General features: G+C 68.1%; 19 protein-coding genes. 12 read left to right on the plus strand and 7 right to left on the minus strand.

Annotated elements, in window-relative coordinates:
* Positions 1 to 15: 15 nt before the first annotated feature.
* On the plus strand, positions 16 to 255 hold the full coding sequence (locus tag EXE42_RS03445) for a glutathione S-transferase N-terminal domain-containing protein (protein WP_092923481.1): 240 nt from the start codon (positions 16 to 18) through the stop codon (positions 253 to 255).
* Positions 256 to 509: 254 nt separating this feature from the next.
* Here the strand turns inward: EXE42_RS03445 and EXE42_RS03450 are convergent, their stop codons facing one another.
* Positions 510 to 1,460, minus strand: coding sequence for a DUF3179 domain-containing (seleno)protein (locus EXE42_RS03450; protein WP_092923855.1), 951 nt, complete (start codon positions 1,458 to 1,460; stop codon positions 510 to 512).
* A gap of 20 nt (positions 1,461 to 1,480) precedes the next feature.
* Positions 1,481 to 1,840: a helix-turn-helix domain-containing protein gene (locus EXE42_RS03455; protein ID WP_092923483.1), complete on the minus strand. Its 360-nt coding sequence runs from the start codon at positions 1,838 to 1,840 to the stop codon at positions 1,481 to 1,483.
* 271 nt (positions 1,841 to 2,111) lie between these two features.
* Between EXE42_RS03455 and EXE42_RS03460 the strand changes: the two genes are divergently transcribed.
* On the plus strand, positions 2,112 to 3,650 hold the full coding sequence (locus EXE42_RS03460; protein WP_137694695.1) for a histidine kinase: 1,539 nt from the start codon (positions 2,112 to 2,114) through the stop codon (positions 3,648 to 3,650).
* Positions 3,651 to 3,688: 38 nt separating this feature from the next.
* On the opposite strand, the gene EXE42_RS03465 is transcribed toward EXE42_RS03460, so the two are convergent.
* Complete coding sequence (locus EXE42_RS03465; RefSeq protein ID WP_137705900.1) at positions 3,689 to 4,474, minus strand: TSUP family transporter; 786 nt, start codon at positions 4,472 to 4,474, stop codon at positions 3,689 to 3,691.
* 179 nt (positions 4,475 to 4,653) lie between these two features.
* Between EXE42_RS03465 and EXE42_RS03470 the strand changes: the two genes are divergently transcribed.
* From EXE42_RS03470 to EXE42_RS03485, 4 genes are all read left to right on the plus strand, one after another.
* Positions 4,654 to 5,169 (plus strand): redoxin domain-containing protein, encoded by a 516-nt coding sequence (locus EXE42_RS03470; protein ID WP_137694693.1) that lies wholly within the window; start codon positions 4,654 to 4,656, stop codon positions 5,167 to 5,169.
* Between the two features lie 130 nt (positions 5,170 to 5,299).
* On the plus strand, positions 5,300 to 5,731 hold the full coding sequence (locus tag EXE42_RS03475; RefSeq protein ID WP_241988320.1) for a hypothetical protein: 432 nt from the start codon (positions 5,300 to 5,302) through the stop codon (positions 5,729 to 5,731).
* A 3-nt stretch (positions 5,732 to 5,734) separates the two neighbouring features.
* Positions 5,735 to 6,016 (plus strand): hypothetical protein, encoded by a 282-nt coding sequence (locus EXE42_RS03480; RefSeq protein ID WP_092923499.1) that lies wholly within the window; start codon positions 5,735 to 5,737, stop codon positions 6,014 to 6,016.
* Between the two features lie 3 nt (positions 6,017 to 6,019).
* Complete coding sequence (locus EXE42_RS03485) at positions 6,020 to 6,931, plus strand: sulfite exporter TauE/SafE family protein (protein ID WP_137705901.1); 912 nt, start codon at positions 6,020 to 6,022, stop codon at positions 6,929 to 6,931.
* Positions 6,932 to 7,233: 302 nt separating this feature from the next.
* On the opposite strand, the gene EXE42_RS18490 is transcribed toward EXE42_RS03485, so the two are convergent.
* On the minus strand, positions 7,234 to 7,410 hold the full coding sequence (locus tag EXE42_RS18490) for a hypothetical protein (protein ID WP_158293689.1): 177 nt from the start codon (positions 7,408 to 7,410) through the stop codon (positions 7,234 to 7,236).
* Between the two features lie 84 nt (positions 7,411 to 7,494).
* Between EXE42_RS18490 and EXE42_RS03490 the strand changes: the two genes are divergently transcribed.
* Positions 7,495 to 7,923: a desampylase gene (locus EXE42_RS03490; RefSeq protein WP_092923507.1), complete on the plus strand. Its 429-nt coding sequence runs from the start codon at positions 7,495 to 7,497 to the stop codon at positions 7,921 to 7,923.
* Positions 7,924 to 8,438: 515 nt separating this feature from the next.
* Here EXE42_RS03490 and EXE42_RS03495 read toward each other — a convergent pair.
* A complete protein-coding gene (locus EXE42_RS03495; RefSeq protein WP_092923510.1) occupies positions 8,439 to 9,296 on the minus strand; it encodes a molybdopterin-synthase adenylyltransferase MoeB in 858 nt (285 codons plus the stop codon).
* A 272-nt stretch (positions 9,297 to 9,568) separates the two neighbouring features.
* Between EXE42_RS03495 and EXE42_RS03500 the strand changes: the two genes are divergently transcribed.
* Positions 9,569 to 9,832, plus strand: coding sequence for a MoaD/ThiS family protein (locus tag EXE42_RS03500; RefSeq protein ID WP_137694690.1), 264 nt, complete (start codon positions 9,569 to 9,571; stop codon positions 9,830 to 9,832).
* 33 nt (positions 9,833 to 9,865) lie between these two features.
* On the opposite strand, the gene EXE42_RS03505 is transcribed toward EXE42_RS03500, so the two are convergent.
* Positions 9,866 to 10,885 (minus strand): PLP-dependent cysteine synthase family protein, encoded by a 1,020-nt coding sequence (locus tag EXE42_RS03505; protein WP_092923516.1) that lies wholly within the window; start codon positions 10,883 to 10,885, stop codon positions 9,866 to 9,868.
* 150 nt (positions 10,886 to 11,035) lie between these two features.
* Here EXE42_RS03505 and EXE42_RS03510 point away from each other — a divergent pair, with 150 nt between their 5' ends.
* The gene (locus tag EXE42_RS03510; RefSeq protein WP_092923519.1) at positions 11,036 to 11,335 is read left to right on the plus strand and encodes a sulfurtransferase TusA family protein; all 300 of its coding nucleotides are present in this window, start codon (positions 11,036 to 11,038) and stop codon (positions 11,333 to 11,335) included.
* A 2-nt stretch (positions 11,336 to 11,337) separates the two neighbouring features.
* Complete coding sequence (locus EXE42_RS03515) at positions 11,338 to 11,673, plus strand: rhodanese-like domain-containing protein (protein ID WP_137705902.1); 336 nt, start codon at positions 11,338 to 11,340, stop codon at positions 11,671 to 11,673.
* 330 nt (positions 11,674 to 12,003) lie between these two features.
* On the opposite strand, the gene EXE42_RS03520 is transcribed toward EXE42_RS03515, so the two are convergent.
* Positions 12,004 to 13,212, minus strand: a complete 1,209-nt coding sequence (locus EXE42_RS03520; protein WP_137694625.1) for a YeeE/YedE family protein — start codon at positions 13,210 to 13,212, stop codon at positions 12,004 to 12,006.
* Between the two features lie 156 nt (positions 13,213 to 13,368).
* Between EXE42_RS03520 and EXE42_RS03525 the strand changes: the two genes are divergently transcribed.
* Complete coding sequence (locus EXE42_RS03525) at positions 13,369 to 14,721, plus strand: hypothetical protein (protein WP_092923528.1); 1,353 nt, start codon at positions 13,369 to 13,371, stop codon at positions 14,719 to 14,721.
* Positions 14,721 to 15,791: a sulfurtransferase gene (locus tag EXE42_RS03530; RefSeq protein WP_137705903.1), complete on the plus strand. Its 1,071-nt coding sequence runs from the start codon at positions 14,721 to 14,723 to the stop codon at positions 15,789 to 15,791. Before EXE42_RS03525 ends, EXE42_RS03530 begins: the two co-directional genes overlap by 1 nt.

Consider the following 15,791-nt stretch of genomic DNA (forward strand, 5'->3'; position numbering starts at 1 on the left):
CTATACCAAGATCGAATGTTGGAACTCTATCGGCTTCCCGGCTGTCCGTACTGTGCGAAGGTCGAAAACAAGCTCGACGAACTAGATCTGGAATACGAGCCGCATAACGTACTCCCCTTTCGGTTTCTCCGATTCGAGGTGAAATCGGTGAGCGGTCAGTCCGGGGTACCGGTGCTCGTCGACCCCGAACACGGAATCGAGGGGCTGGCAGAGAGCGACGACATCGTCGCCTATCTCGAGAACACGTACGCCTGAGGCGGTTTCAGCAGGCCGTCGGAAACGGTGTTCCTCCAGGCGCCGTTTTCGGACACCACTACGATGAGCGGTTCAATCGTCGCATTCGGGTAGGTAGGACAATGACCAAGCGAGGGTGGATTATTGGTCATGGGGGAGAGGAGGGAAGCGTGTGCCCCTGATTCCTCTATCAAAAACTACGATTTAACCGATATTACATATGGCGTGTAAATGCGCCACCCGCGACAGTCCGACGATTACGCATCGCGATACGCTCACAACGAGTAGAACGAACGCGGTCCATGGTCGTCCTGCCACGCAAACGCGTAGAGACGGCGGGTTTCGACGCGCCGGAGCCGGCGACCGTCGTTACTTTCGCCCGTTGTGAGTGCCCACGTCACGCCATCACCGCTGACCGAGCCGTCTTCAAGTCGGAGTTCGAATTCCGGCTGCTCGAAGGCGTGGAGGCCGTCGTCGGTCGCAAGGACAACGACAGCAGCTTCACCCACCGTTGCCTCCACGACGCCGCCGGCCGCCTCAACGATCGGACGCGGAAAGCCAAGCGCGCCGCCGTCGGCCGGCGTCACGCCGAGAACGACCGTCTTCGGGTCGAGGTCATCCCGATTCCATTCGCGCTCCGGGCCCTCGCCACGCATCCCGCGGAGGCCGAACGCCTCGCGCTCTTCGTACGTCTCGTATCCGGAGGTGTCATACCCGTTCGCGGCGGCCGATCCCTCAGACTCCGGTTGGAGTACGACCCCGTCCGGATGCGCCTCGCGGAAGGCCGCGTACGTCGTCATCGGCCCCGGCCGAACGCGGAGTCGATCGCCGGCAAGTTCGCCCGCGATACACTCGCCGGTGGACTGCTTCCACTCGGAGTCGGTCTCGCGGTCGTACAGCACGAGGTCGTCGTCGGCCAGCTTCCCCGAGACGCCGAAGGTGAGCCGGCGGCCGTCGACGGCCGCGTCGTAGACGACGCCGCTCCCGCAGATCGGGCACCAGGTGACGGCGATCGGATCGGCGTCGCCGTCGGCGGTCTCGACGGCGTCGTTGATGACCTCGTGGTAGTTGAGGATCCGAATCGGGTAGGCGCGGGCGGGCGCCCCCTTGTCGCCCGGCTCGACGACGAGTACCTCGTCGTCGGGCTCACCGAAGTACTCGTCGCCGAAGGTCGGGTCGTCGATGCTCGGGATCGCGTCCTTCGGAAGGACTGAAATCACGTTCATAACCGACTCGTTCGAGTCGTTCACTGGTCTTCCGGAGCGGAGAGGTGTTCTCGCCCCCAGTCGCGCATGGCGATGATCACGGGTTCGAGCGACCGCCCGCGGTCCGTCAGAGAATACTCCACGCGGAACGGCTTCTCGCTGACGACGGTCCGGTCGATGAACCCGTGTTCCTCGAGATCTTCGAGGACGTCCGACTGGACCTTCCCTGAGATCCCGTCTACCTCCTCTTTGAGCGCGTTGAATCCCAGCGGTCCATTCTCCAAGAGTCGGTGAATGACGACGGGATGCCACTTCTTACCGATCAGCGTCGCGGTCGTCGTGATCGGACACCACTCGCTGCCCGCACACCACACCTCTAACGGTTCGGAATCGGTACTCATACCGGGTCCACGGTCGCCACGAAAATAAAGATACGTTTGGTAAGTAGGTGAAAAAACGAAACCTGACATACCGACAGGTAACCCGGTTACCCCTCCGTTCGCGCGAGGTTATAAATTACCTATTCATATCGGGTTACTATAAGTAACTATATCCGAACTCGAAATCGACGCAGACAGCACGGCCGTCCTGATCGAATCGACTCCTCACGAGGTAGCGCGGTCGAGTCACACAACCAGTACAACTCTTTACAAACGGACAGTAATCGAACGTATGGACCGGCCGTCTCCGAACGACCGTCTCGCATTTAAATTCGAGGGCGTCGTGATAGCGGTCGTCGCGTTCGCGCTGACGCGGGGGACGGTCGCCGACCTGTTGGTGACAGAGCGGGGGTTCGCGATGGAGATGAGCGCGGTACTGGTGTTAGCGGTCGGATTCGGCGTCGTCCTGTACGGGATCAACCTCACCGTCAGCGCCCGAGACCGGACGTACACCCGGACCGTCCTCGGCTGGTTCCTCGGCGGCGCCGCTGCGGTCGGACTCGTGCTCGGACCGTTGCTGATCGCGTCGTCGTCGGGAGACGCCACCGCCACAGCTGCCGCCGTCGGGATCGTCGGCGGCGGCGCGGGACTGCTCGTCGGGGTCCGCAGCGCGGAGACGGACCGACGGCAGGCCACGGTCGACCGGCAGATCGAGCAGGCGCGGCTCCTCAATCGGATCCTCAGACACGAGGTCCGCAACTCCGTCACGATCCTCCGGGGCCACTCGGAGATCCTGTTCGAGAAGCGCGAAGGGACCGCCGATCGGAGCAAGACGGCGATCACCGACGCGATCGCGCGGATCGAACGGGCGGTAGACGAGACGCGCTTTCTCACGGTCGGCACCGTCGACGGCGGCAGCGGGCTAGAGCCGATACGGCTCGACGAAGCGATCCGGAGGCATGCGGAGCGCACCGATCGAGACGCGTCGGCGGTGGCGGTTCCGTCGGTGACGATCAGAGCGGACCGATACGTTGACCGGCTGCTCGACGAACTCGTCGCACTCCCTGACTGGGCGGACACCGGCGCCGATCCCCTCGCCGTCGACGTCGGGGACCGATACGTCGAACTGTCCGTCACGGCCCCCGGAGCGTGGCTCAGCGCTCGCGAGCGCGACGTGCTCGTCGAGGGGATTCCCGAACAGGAGCGGAACGACGTGGACTACGGCGTCCCGGTCCTCCGGCTTCTTGTCGCGAGATACGGCGGAGATATCGGCGTCGACGACACCGGCGAAGCGACGAGCCTCCGGGTGCGGCTCCCGCGGACCGGTCGAACCGGCACGGCCGGCGACACGCCGGGACTCGCGAGCGGGACGCTGTGGCGGACGCTCGGCATCGGGCTGGCGGCCGGCGTCGCGATGGGCGCGTTCTTTCAGGCGACCACCGGAACGCTGCCGGTGATCGGCGCGCTGTACGGGGCGTCCGTCTCGTCGGTAGGGTGGGTCGCGCACCTGTTCCACAGCGCCGTGTTCGCGACCGTGTTCACCGTGGTCCGCTCCGAGGTGCCCGGCAGGCTGCTCGGTGAATCCCTCGGAGCCAGCGTCGCCGCGGGGGTCGGGTACGGGCTCTTCCTGTGGTTCGTCATGGCAGGGGTGGTTATGAGCCTCTGGTTGAACGTCGTGGGGATCGCGACCCCGCTCCCGAACCTCAGCCCGGCCTCTCTTGTCGGTCACCTCCTCTGGGGCGGACTCGTCGGCGCGCTCTCGGCGACGCTTCCGCCGCTTCCCGACCGGCAAGCGGTCCGGGACCGGACGCTGGCCGCCCTGCGTAACTGAGTGCTCCGAGTCGCCTCCGCCGGAAGTCGGAGCGCCTCTCAGGCGATCCCCGCGCCGCCGAGGATCAGCCGGACACCGATGACCGTCAACAGTCCGAGGACGACCCCGCGCCGGAGGCGTTCGCTCACGCGCTCGCGGAGGCGTTTTCCGACCGCGACCCCCGCGACGGCGGGGACCGCGGCGGCGACCGACGCGAGGACGAGACCGAGATCCGGGTACAGTCCGAGCGCTCCAGCAGCGCCGACTCGGAGGCCGTTGATGCCGACGAACACGAGCGCGACGACCCCGACGAACAGCCCGTGTGAGAGGTCGAAGCTCCGCACGAACGCGACGAGCTGGACTCCGACGTTTGTCGCGCCGAACAGGACGCCGGAGACGACGCCGACGATCGCCATGACGAGCGGCGTGTCGGCGAGCTCCCGCTCGCTCACGACAGGGAGAGACGGTAACGGGACGGCGTGCTGATTCGTCGCGACGAAGCCGAGCGAGACGAACCCGAGCAGGATCCGAAGCGGGGCTTCCGGGAGCCGGTCGAGGAGTGCCATCCCGAGGAGAGTGCCGACCAGCGCGGCGACGAGCAGCGGCGCGAATCGGGTTCCACACGTTCGCAGCTCCTCGCGGGTGAGGTCGCCCACGAGTGCGACATTCACGGCGAACATCGGGACGATCATGAACGCGACGGCGGTCGCGGGATCGAGTGTCGCGGCGAGTACCATCGTCCCGACGACGGCGAATCCGAACCCTGCGACCCCGTTGACGGCGCCCGCGACCCCGACCACGACGGCGATCGTTGCCGCCAGTTCGACCGAGAGCGCGAGCGTCATACGCCTGAGATGACGCGGTTATTCATAAATAACCGCTGACTGTGTAGTGCCATGACACAGGCGCGAGGTCGGCCGTGTTCCGACGGCGGCGCTCGGGTGGTCGGACGCGTGATGTGGTGTGTGTAATCACTCCGCACGATCGGCCGAGGCTCATACCCGTCGGCCGTCGTTATTCAAGTATGCTCCAAACCGGACAGACGGCGCCGACGTTCGAACTCCCGGGTGCGGGCGGCGGACGGATCGACACGCATGGCCTCGCCGAGTACGCCGATAACGGGTGGGCGGTCGTGGTGGTGTTTTACCCGTTCGACTTCCACCCGGTGTGTACCAGCCAGATGTGTACGCTGCGGGACAGCGAGGCGCTGTCGCTGCTGGAGAACACCGTCGTCCTCGGGATCTCCACCGACACCGTCTACAGTCACCGTGCGTTCGCCGAACAGCATCGCATCGACTTCCCGCTGCTCTCAGACAGCGACGGCCGTGTCGCCGAGGCGTACGGCGTGCGCGCCGACGCGATCGACGACCACCGCGGGGTCGCGCGTTCGGCGGTCTTCGTGGTCGATCCGGACCGCACCGTCCAGTACGCGTGGCGAAGCGAGGAGACCGACGACGAACCGGATCTTGAAGCCGTCGAACACGCCGCGCGGTGTCACGGTGACGAGTGCGAACTGCCGGACGGGAAGTCGTACCTGTGAGCGCAACTGCTGACAGCCATTACCGACCAGTAACTCGGTTACCCGTCCGTTCGCGCGTCTTTATCCGATAGTCTCGCATCTGGGTTACTAGAGGTAACCTGCGTCGGCTCGCCGGCGCGTATTACACATCATGGTAAGCATACTCACCGGACTGATCGCTGGACTGATCGCGACCGTCGTCATGACGATGTTCATGATGACGATGGGAGACGACTCGCCGCCGCCGACCGCCGCCCTCTGGGCGAAGTACGTCGGCGACGAGGGGCCCGAGGCGTACATGAAACAGGGCATGCTGCTCCACATGCTGTACGGGGTCGGCGCGGGGGCCGCCTTCGCGGTCGGTGCGACCGCACTCGGGCTCGCCGTCGGCGCCGGCGTCCTCGTCGGGAGCGTCCTGTGGGGACTCGCCTTCGGGCTCGTCCTGATGGTCGGCGGAATGACGTTCTGGATGCGGATCGTCCTCGCGATGGAACCCGACCCGAAGACGATGGCTGCGTTCGGCTTCTTCCACGTCGTCTACGGCGTCGTACTGGGCGCGGGAATCGCGCTACTCCCGGTGTAAGACGTGGGCACGAACACGAACGCGGACGGTCCTCGCCCGGGATGCCTGCGCGACGACCGCCCGGTCCGCAGCTGTACCGCGGCGGCCGGATCGGCGGTCGGTCGCGGAATAGAAGCGACCGTTCGACGCGCCGCGTTCTGGACGGCGATCGCGTTTCCGACGGCGTACGTCGTCGGAGCGGTCGATCCCGTCGCGGCGGCGCTGCCGGTCGGCTGGCTCCCGCTCGCGATCGCGACGCATCTGCTGTTGCTGTGGGTCGGACACGGCGCTCACCACCCGGAGTAAGCGATGCCAGGCGCACTCGCACTAGCGACCGGGGTCGACCCGCTGCCGCTGCTCTCGACGGTGTCGCTCGATCGAATCCTCGATCACTGGTGGGTGTTCCCCGCGTCGATACTGTTCTCGATGGTCGCCATCGCAGCCGGCGTCTCGGGCGCGCTCTTCTTCAGCCCGTTCTTCCTGCTGGCCGTCGGGCTCGGTCCCGCGCAGGCGGTCGGCGCGGGCCTGATGACTGAAGTGTTCGGGATGGGGAACGGTCTCCGGTCGTACGTCAAGCAGGGCGTCGTCGACTACGCGACCGCGAAGTGGCTGTTGGTCGGCGCGCTGCCGGCGATCGTGATCGGCTCGTTCGCGGCCCATTACGTCCCCGACACGCTGTTGCGCGGCGGGTTCGGCGTCGGGCTGTTCGTGCTCGGCGGGTTCCTGTTGTACTCCGACTCCCCCGAGGAGACCGAACCCGGCGAGCGCGAAGGCGAGTTCCTCGAAAAGAAGAACGCGGAGTGCGGTACCACCGTTGTCAACGCCAGCGACGGCGGCCGGTTCGTCTACCCGACGTGCTGGCGCCCGCCGGGCGTCGCGCTCGCGGCGCTCGGCGGGGCGATCACTGGGTTGATCAGCGCCGGTCTCCCCGAGATCGTGACGACCCAGCTCGTGGCGCGGTGTCGGATGCCGCCCCGAGTCGCCGTCGCCACGTCGGTGTTCGTGCTCGCGATCGCCGCGGTCGCCGGGGCCGCCGTCCACGCGCTGGCCGCGACGCCGGTCTGGTACGTGGTGGTCTGGTCGATTCCCGGCGTAATCGTCGGCGGAACGATAGGCGCCCGCGTCGGCAAGCACGTCCCAAGCGGGCTCATGGAGCGCGGGCTCGGCGTCGTCTTCGGGATCGTCGGGGCGATCGTCCTCGTGACGACGTTCGGCGTTTGAGAGTACGTCCGGCGCGTCGCTCCTCGGGCGCCATCCCCTTCTCGACGAGTTCCGCGAGTGCGGCCGGCGACTTCCCGAGGTCGGACAGCCCCATCCCCCGCGAACGTGGTCGGCTTTCGTGAACTGAACCTCCTCGTACGCGACTATCTGTAGCCTGTTTCGCACGGGTCGCGGAAATCGAGCCCGTTCGTGGGGAGCGTCTCGATCCCGCGCTCGTCGGGGGGACGCTCGACGGCCGCCCGGTCGTCGACGACTACGAGATCATCACGTTCTAACCCGGACGATCGGCGCGGCGGTGCCCGTTACTTTCGACCGTCTTCTTCGATGTTCGCCCGAACGACGGCTATCGGCTCGCCTGTCTTCGCGACCAAGTCCCTTACCGCCTCGTCCGAGTCGGCTGGCGCGCAGCCCAAGTCCCGGATCGCCTCCGTCGTCGAGGCGTGCTTGACGTGGACGCGGTCGTCCGTGTCTGATCGCACCCCCGACAACTGCCGTTACCTCCGACGCGCCGTGCCCGTTGCCGGTCCGGACGGACTTATGACGGCGTCGCGCCATCTCCCGACATGATCGAACTCACGCGGGCGGCGTACGACGAGGTCGTGTACCGGGCGTACGAGGGCGGCGAAGCGGAGATCTGCGGCGTGCTCGCCGGCGAACACGGCGACGACGGTGACCCGAGCGTCGTGACGGAGACGTACGCGGCCGAGAACGTGGCGGAGACACCCGAGATCCGGTACCTGATCGACCCCGAAGAGCAGTTCGAGCTGATCGAGACCGTCGAGGAGGCCGGCCTCGACGTGGTCGGCTTCTACCACTCGCACCCGACCGGCCCGACCCACCCGAGCGAGACGGACGCCGCGCGGGCGACGTGGCCCGACCGCTCGTACGTCATCTGCGCGCTCGACGGCTACCCGTTCGTCGGGTCGTGGCGCTGGCGCGACGACGCGGACGCGTTCGAACAGGAGACGGTGTCGGTCCGGAGCGAGCGATAGGACGGGGTCGAGTGATAGGTCTATTTGTAAATCATCGACTCCGGATCGGTGGTGACCACCTCCAAAGCCCCGGCCGCGAGGACTCGCGCACCTCGTTGCGCTCCTCGCTCGTTCGCTCCGCTCACTCGCTGTGGTGCTTACGTCGGTGGGCTTCGCCCTCGCAGCTGCCCCTTTGAGTCCCGCCCCGCACAGCACCTCACACCTCCCCAGCCTCGTCGCCGGACTACGTCCGGCTGCAAGCGAGAGCTTCGCTCTCGCCCTGTCAGTCACCTCCGCTTCGCTCCGGCGACTGACTCCAGCGAGGGACCGAAGGTCCCTCTGGCAGTCGGGCGAAGCCCGACGACCTCGCGCGTGCTGACTCGCGGCCTCCGCTTCGCTCCGGCCGCTCGCAGGCACGCGCCACCGCATCGCCTGTTTACAAATTACCATCGCCGGCTCGCGCATTTTTAAATACGCACCGACGCACCGCGGTCAGCGGTCGAATTGAAAAGTGGAACCGCTCCGAGTGTCGGGCCTCAGTCGCTCGCTTCGATTTCCGGTTCGGCGTCGCCGCCGACGTCGATCGCACAGGAGGCGGTGTACTCCACGTCGTGGACGGAGTCGATGGCGGGGTCGTCGCCGCACACCGGGCAGTCGTCCTGCTTGGGGATCTCGACCTTGTCGAACTCCATGTCGAGCGCGTCGAAGAACAGCATCGAGCCGTCGAGGGTCTCGCCTTTGCCCATGATGTGTTTGACCGTCTCGGTCGCCTGGAGGCAGCCGACGGTGCCCGGGAGCACGCCGAGCACGCCGGCGGTCGCGCAGTTCGGGACCATCCCGGCCGGCGGCGCCTCGGGGAACAGGCAGCGGTAACACGGCGAGTCGTCGTCGCCCGCGAACGTCGTCACCTGGCCCTCGAACCGGAAGATGGACCCGTGCGAGAAGGGGATCCCGGCGAGAGTACAGGCGTCGTTGACGAGGTAGCGCGTCTCGAAGTTATCGGTGCCGTCGACGACGAAGTCGTACCCGTCGATCAGCTCCTCGATGTTGTCGGGTGTCACCCGCATCTCGTGTTTCCGGACGTCGACGTCGGGGTTGAGGTCGGCGACGAACTCCGCGGCCGAGTCGACCTTCTTCCGGCCCACGTCGTCGTCGCCGTGGATCACCTGTCGCTGGAGGTTCGACAGCTCGACCTCGTCGTCGTCCGCGATCCCGAGCGTGCCGACGCCGGCGGCGGCGAGGTACTGGATGATCGGCGCGCCGAGCCCGCCGGCGCCGAGGACCAGCACCTCCGCGTCCAGCAGGTCCTTCTGCCCCTCCGGCCCCACGTCGTCGAGGATGATGTGTCTGGAGTAGCGGTCGAGCTGCGTCGGATCGAGGTCGAGGTCACTCATTCGGCCGCACGTAACGTCCGCGGACGGTTAAGCCGGCCGTCCACCGGTGGGTGCTGCCGCCATCTCGGAGGTGCGTCGCGGACGCACGGGCGGCGCGTGACGCCTCGTCGCCGCGGCGGAACTCCCGTACCTGCCGGTGTCATCGCCGTCGAGAGGGTACCCGTCGGCCGGACACGCGGGAATCCATTCTGACGCCGCCGGCGACCGTGTCAGACCGTGGTCGACGTTGCCGTCGACACGCCCCTTTTGAGGACGAGCGTCGAAGGGAGGGTATGGCCACGATCAAACTCCCGGCCGCGCTGGTCGGCGGGTCGGCGACTTCGAAAGTCGAGGTCGCCGGCGAGACGGTGGCGGAACTGTTCGACAACCACGCCGCGGAACACGGCGACGAGCTGCGCGACAGCGTGATCGAGGACGGCGAGATCAAGGAGTTCATCAACGTCTACGTGGACGGGACACCGGTGGACGGACTCGACGCCGAAGTCCCGGACGACGCGCAGGTGCGGGTCATCCCCGCGGCGAGCGGCGGGCGGTAACGCGGTCGACGCTTCTCGGCTCTTCTCCGGCGCTTATAGGTACTCTTCCCACAGCGGGATGTCCGCGTACTTGTCGCCGCGGTCGCACAGCATGAACACGACCGCGTCGTCGTCCGCGAGGTCGCCGGCCTCGTCGAGGGCCGCGACGGCGGCCGCGCCCGCGCCGGCCGAGGTCCCCACGACGAACTGCCCGTCGACGCGGAGGTGCTCGCGTACCGTCTCCGGGTCGTACTGCCCGGCGTCCGCGATCGGGACGGGCTCGTCGGCGTACCGCTCGCGGAGCGCCCGGGCCCGCTCGTAGGCGTCGTCGGTCGTGACGTACAGCTTCCGGTCGAGCACCGACTCGTCGTACGTCTCCGGGTGGTAGTGGTCGCCCGTGCGGAGGTATTTCAGCCCGTCGATGGCGTGGAGCGGCTCCTCCGGCTCGAACCCGACGATCTCGACGGCCCCGTCGCTCAGGTCGGTCAGCCCCCGGCCCGTTCCGGTGATCGTGCCGCCCGTCCCGGCGCCGGCGACGAAGTGGGTCACCCCGCCGTCCGTGGCCTCGTATATCTCGCGCGCGGTCGTCCGCTCGTGGGTCCCGGGGTTGTCCGGGTTCTCGTACTGGTTCGGCCGGTAGTAAGCGTCGGGGTCCGCGGCGACGATCTCCTCGCAGCGCTCGATGACGGCGTCGTACCCGAGGTCGGCGTCGACGAAGTGGATCTCGGCGCCGGCGTCGCGGACGGCCTCGACCTTCCCGCCGGCGGCGTTGTCGGGCATGACGATCTCCACGTCGTAGCCGCGTGCGGCCGCGAGGCGGGCGACCTCGCTGCCGGTGTTCCCCGAGGTCGGCTCGATCACGGTGACGCCGGGTTCGAGGTCCCCGCGCTCCTCCGCGCCGTCGAGCATCCCCTTCGCGATCCGCGATTTGATCGACCCGCCGCCGTGGGGCGCCTCGTAGAGGTTGAACCACTCGGCCTTCGCGTACACCGCCGCGTCGCTCTCCAGGTCGAGGTCGAGTTCGACGAGCGGCGTCTCGAAGATCGTCGACTCGTCGACGGCGTGTCCGGTCATACCTCCCGTTCGCCGCTCCCGAATAAGAGTCCGACGAAAACGGCGGTTTCGGGCCACGTCGCGGTCGTGCGCGGCAGACGCCCGTCCGTGATACGGGAGAAACCTGCCGGTCACGAAAGCCGTTCCACGACGGGAGACGTACGGGTGGCCATGAGTGAACTATCGTGGGACGACGTCGTCGAGATGCCCGACGAGCTCGACGACGAGACCGCCGAGGCGCTCTTCGAGGACGCGACCGAGGTACAGGACATGACCGGCGAGGTCTGTCCCTACCCGCAGGTCGAGGCGAAGAAGGCGATCGCGGGGCTCTCGCCCGGCGACGTGCTCGTTCAGGAGACGGACCACGTGCCCAGCACGGAGAACGTCCCGAAGGCGGTCGGCGAGGACGCGACCGCCAAGGTGTGGAAGTCCGGTAACGGCCGCTACCGAATCTTCATGCGGAAGGAGTAACCATGGTCGAGGAACTCACCCCCGAGGAAGTCAACGAGCGCGTCCAGCAGGGCGACATCCGCGTCATCGACACGCGACCGGCGTCCGAGTACGAGCAGGGCCACATTCCCGGCTCGATCAACGTCCCGCTCGGCGACCTCCCCTCTCGGGTCCCCGACATCGACTGGGACGACACCGACGTCGTCTGCGCCTGCCCCGTCGGCGAGTCCTCGAAGCAGGCCGCGATGCTGATCAGCAGCTACGAGGGCGTCGAGGACGACGTGGTCGTCGCGAGCATGGCCGGCGGCTATCAGGAGTGGACGTTCGAGCTGGAGACCGGCGCGTCGGCGGACGCCTGAGCGGACGGTCAGATTTCCTCGCAGTTCCCCTCGCCTCGGAGTGATTTCTCGGGCACGTAATGTCGATTTTTACATAATACTGGATACGGCGGGGCGGTGGCGCGTGCCGACGAGCGCCCACAGGGCGCGAAGTCGCACGCGCGAGGGAGTCGGCCGACCGGAGCGAAGCGGAGGGAGGCCGACGAGGCTGGGGAGGCGTGAGGCGCTGTGCGGAGCGGTACGGGGTGGGGCTTTGGAGGAGCTCCACGTCGATCTGGTGGTGGTCACTCCGCCGAATCCCGGTGAGTCACTAGCTCAGTCGAGGAGTCCGAACTGGACCGCGGATTCCACCTAAATCGCGCAGCCGACCTCGCGGTACATGTAGTGGGTCATCACGTAGACTCCGAGGATGATGCCCGCGCCGGCGAGGAAGGAGTGGACGGACAGCAGCGCGACCCCGGAGAAGAGGTTCGCGATGTTGCAGCCGGCGGCGAGCCGCGAGCCGACGCCCATCAGCAGGCCGCCGACCGCGTAGTTCGGCACGCGGTTCAGCTTCGGCTTCCGGATCCGGAAGTCGCCGGAGGCGTACGCGGCGACGAAGGAGCCGACGATCAGCGACGCGATCATCAGCATGTCGATGGTGAGCGAGATGTTCCCGTCGCGGAACAGGATCGACCCCCAGTACTCGACGCTCGCGACGTCGAACCCCGCCCCGGCGAGGAGGTAGCCGGCCCAGCGCGCCTCGCTGCCGGTGATCGCCCAGTGGCCGTGGACCGAGAACCAGAGGCTCGCGACGAGCGCCATCGCGACGCCCGCGGTCCGGGCGTCCCACGAGTCGCGGAGGCGGACCGTCACCGGGCGGTCGTCGTCGCGGAGGCCGCGCACGTACTCGACGGTGCCGTCGGCGATGCCGCGCAGGCCGATCGCCACCGACGAGAGCAGCCGCGAGCCGCCGAGCGCGGCCTGCGCCCGTGCGTCGGCGGCGACGCCGGTCCCGCCGGACGGGTCGTCCGGGAGCTGGCTACGCCCCTTCACGAACGCGTAGGCGACCGTCCCCACGGCGACCGCGAGCGCGCCCGTGACCGCCGGCGAGAAGGGGAGCGCGAGGTACAGCGTCTGCCCCTCGAACGGGTTCAGCGTCTGGAAGTAGTACGTCTCCGCGACCGGGAACGCGAACGCGAAGAGGACGTAGCCGACGAACATGAACAGGAGGACGAGCCAGAACTGGAGGTACCCCTGTCCCGCGCGGTACAGCGTCCCCGACGCGCAGCCGCCGGCCAGCGTCATCCCGAGCCCGAAGACGAAGCCGCCGAACACCGACCCAAGCCCCCACGCGGGGGTCCAGAAGCCGCGGAAGTAGCCGAACGTCGCCTGGAGGCTCCAGAAGACGGTCATCACGGCGATCCCGGCGAGCAGTCCCTTCAGCACGCGAGTGTCCTTGAACGCGACGAAGTCGCGGAAGGCGCTGACGAAACAGAAGCGCGCCTTCTGAAGCAGAATTCCGAAGGCGAGACCGACCGCGATCGAGACGCCGATGTAGCCGCTCGGCGAGAGTATCATTGCTCCTCGGTACCCGCTTCACGGGTAAAACGACGCCGGACACGGTAACGACGCCCCTCGATCACGGGACGACGCAATTATTGCCGCGAAGACGGACACGGGGCAACGACCCGGCAGGCCGGCGAGGCTTTTGCCGCGAAGCCGTTGAGGTGTGGCATGAGCGATGACTGCGGCTGCGGGACGACCGACACCGCCGAGGAGGGGACGGCGCAGTCCCCGCGACCCGCCAAAGGCGAGGAGCTGGCGAACGACGCCCGTCGGAACCCCTTCGCGGACGGCGTCGACCGGCGGCGCCTGCTTCAGGCCTCCGGGACCGTCGGCGCGACGGCCGCCCTCGCCGGGTGTTCCGGCGGTGGCGGCGGCGACGGCGGCGGCGAGGCCGTCCCGACGATGTTCGTGTTCAACAACGGGGACCGGACGCTGAGCGTCATCGACGCCGAGTCCGACGAGCTGGTCACCTCGGCGTTCCTCGGGACCACCGCCTCGTTCCCGGCCAACCAGTACACCACCGGCGTCGACTCCGACCACGACGTGCTCTGGCTCAACGTCGCCGGCGGCGTCCGCGCGGTCGACCAGCGCACCCTCGAGGAGCTGGCGTACATTGAGACCGGGTTCGGTCCGAACTACCCGAACCTGACGCCCGACGGCGAACACCTGCTTATCGCCTCCGGCGGCACGACCGGGATGGCGCCCGAAGGGGACGCGAACCACGCGATCTTCCGCGTCGACGCGAACCGCGAGAGCGACACCTTCGGCGAGGTGACCGCCGAGATCGAGACCGGCTACGTCGGCCCCTGCGACATGACGCTCGGCCCGAACGGCGACTACGCGTTCGTCGTCGACGTCGCCGACGAGGCGATCCGCGTGCTGAGCGTCGACCCGTTCGAGACGGTGACTCGGGTCGACGCCGGCGAGCCGGTCACCGAGGGGAACGTCCTCCCGTTCATGTGCACGGCCTCCTTCGACGGCGAGCTGCTCCTCGTCGAGAACGGCGAGGGGACGCTCGGCGGCGACCCCGAGGTGCCGCGCGAGGGCTCCGAGAGCGTCTGGGACATCTCCGACCCGGAGAACCCCGAGGAGATCGCGAAGATCACCCGCGACGAGGGGCTCCCGGGCGCGCCGATCACGAGCGAGGTCGCCCCGGACAACTCGGCGGCGTACCTGTTCATCCCGGGCGAGGGCGTCGGCGTGATCGACCTCGAGGCGAACGAGTACGCGACGACGCTCGACGTCGGCGGGAGCAGCATCGCCGGCGCGTGGGGACCGAACCGCGAGAAGCTGTACGTCCCGGTCCAGGACGCCAATCAGGTCGCGGTGATCGACCACGCGAACCGCGAGGTCGCGACGACGATCGGCGTCGGTGAGGCGCCGACGGGCGCCGCCGCGGGGACCGTTCGCCCCGAGAGCGACGCGGTGTCGAGCCTCCAGGCGTCGCTCGCCTCGCTCGGCGTCACGTTCGGCGACATGGAGGCGTCGTGGTGTATGGACGACCACTGTTACTGCGGCTAATGGTCGAAAAAACCCCGGAGACCGACGACGACGGAAACGGCGACGCGACGCGTCGCGGGCTGCTCCGCGCCGCGGCCGGCGCGACGGTCGCCGGCGCGGCGAGCACGGCCGGCTGCCTGAGCGTCACGACGCCGGCCGACGTGGCGGCGGAGTACGCGGTGACGGGCAACGTCGCCCACTTCGTCGGCCCGAGCTGGCCGGCCGAGCACCGCGACGACGCCGTCGTCCTCGACGCGCGGAACGCCGAGCGGTTCCGCGAGGAGCGCATCTACGGCGCCCGCCGCGTCCCCTTCGACGCGATCACGAGTCAGCGTAGCACCGACGACGGCGCGGTTCCGGACGCCGACGCCGTCGCGGCCGCGTTCGGGTCGGTCGGCGTCGCGCCGGACGACGACGTGCTCGTGTACGGGGCGAGCGTCGGCTCCCGGGTCACCCGGACCGCGTTCGCCCTCGCGGCGATCGGGCACTCCGGCGCGATCAAGGCGTTGAACGGCGGGCTCGACGGCTGGAACGGTCGGCTCGGGACGGGGACGAGGCGCGAGGTCTCGACGACTGACTACGAGGCCGACCCCGCGCCGTCGGCGTGGGTCACTCGCGAGTGGCTCGCCGAGCGGGTCGGCTCGTTCAACGACGGCGGCCCCGGGCTGGTCGACGTACGGGTGCCAGAGGCGTACCTGGCCGCGGCCGGCTCCGCCGCGCTGAACGACGACCACGAGCGCCACGGCCACATCCCGGGCGCGATCGATGTCCACTGGGTGGGGAACGTCTCCGGCCGCCGGATGACGGAGCCGGGACGGCTCGTCCAGCTGTACGAGGGCGAGGCGGGGCTCGACCGGAGCGAGACGGTCGTCGTGTACGGCGACGACAACGTGGACCCGACCTCGACGTGGCTCACGCTGCGGGCGATCGGCTTCGAGGACGTCCGCGTCTACGACGGCGGTTTCAGCGAGTGGGCGAACGCGGACGACCGGGGGCGACACCCGGTCGAGACGGCGACGAACGTCGTGGTCGAGACCGAGGGGAGCGTCGGCGGCGACGACAACAGCGGCGACTTCTCCTGTACTGGATGA

Origin of the sequence: Halorubrum sp. SP3, from assembly GCF_005435195.1 — an archaeon.
GTDB classification, from domain to species: domain Archaea; phylum Halobacteriota; class Halobacteria; order Halobacteriales; family Haloferacaceae; genus Halorubrum; species Halorubrum sodomense.

Coding starts and splice junctions, on each gene's coding strand:
- EXE42_RS03445 (WP_092923481.1), top strand. CDS start 16: ATGTTGGAACTCTATCGGCTTCCCGGCTGTCCGTACTGTGCGAAGGTC.
- EXE42_RS03450 (WP_092923855.1), bottom strand. CDS start 1,460: ATGAACGTGATTTCAGTCCTTCCGAAGGACGCGATCCCGAGCATCGAC.
- EXE42_RS03455 (WP_092923483.1), bottom strand. CDS start 1,840: ATGAGTACCGATTCCGAACCGTTAGAGGTGTGGTGTGCGGGCAGCGAG.
- EXE42_RS03460 (WP_137694695.1), top strand. CDS start 2,112: ATGGACCGGCCGTCTCCGAACGACCGTCTCGCATTTAAATTCGAGGGC.
- EXE42_RS03465 (WP_137705900.1), bottom strand. CDS start 4,474: ATGACGCTCGCGCTCTCGGTCGAACTGGCGGCAACGATCGCCGTCGTG.
- EXE42_RS03470 (WP_137694693.1), top strand. CDS start 4,654: ATGCTCCAAACCGGACAGACGGCGCCGACGTTCGAACTCCCGGGTGCG.
- EXE42_RS03475 (WP_241988320.1), top strand. CDS start 5,300: ATGGTAAGCATACTCACCGGACTGATCGCTGGACTGATCGCGACCGTC.
- EXE42_RS03485 (WP_137705901.1), top strand. CDS start 6,020: ATGCCAGGCGCACTCGCACTAGCGACCGGGGTCGACCCGCTGCCGCTG.
- EXE42_RS03490 (WP_092923507.1), top strand. CDS start 7,495: ATGATCGAACTCACGCGGGCGGCGTACGACGAGGTCGTGTACCGGGCG.
- EXE42_RS03495 (WP_092923510.1), bottom strand. CDS start 9,296: ATGAGTGACCTCGACCTCGATCCGACGCAGCTCGACCGCTACTCCAGA.
- EXE42_RS03500 (WP_137694690.1), top strand. CDS start 9,569: ATGGCCACGATCAAACTCCCGGCCGCGCTGGTCGGCGGGTCGGCGACT.
- EXE42_RS03505 (WP_092923516.1), bottom strand. CDS start 10,885: ATGACCGGACACGCCGTCGACGAGTCGACGATCTTCGAGACGCCGCTC.
- EXE42_RS03510 (WP_092923519.1), top strand. CDS start 11,036: ATGAGTGAACTATCGTGGGACGACGTCGTCGAGATGCCCGACGAGCTC.
- EXE42_RS03515 (WP_137705902.1), top strand. CDS start 11,338: ATGGTCGAGGAACTCACCCCCGAGGAAGTCAACGAGCGCGTCCAGCAG.
- EXE42_RS03520 (WP_137694625.1), bottom strand. CDS start 13,212: ATGATACTCTCGCCGAGCGGCTACATCGGCGTCTCGATCGCGGTCGGT.
- EXE42_RS03525 (WP_092923528.1), top strand. CDS start 13,369: ATGAGCGATGACTGCGGCTGCGGGACGACCGACACCGCCGAGGAGGGG.
- EXE42_RS03530 (WP_137705903.1), top strand. CDS start 14,721: ATGGTCGAAAAAACCCCGGAGACCGACGACGACGGAAACGGCGACGCG.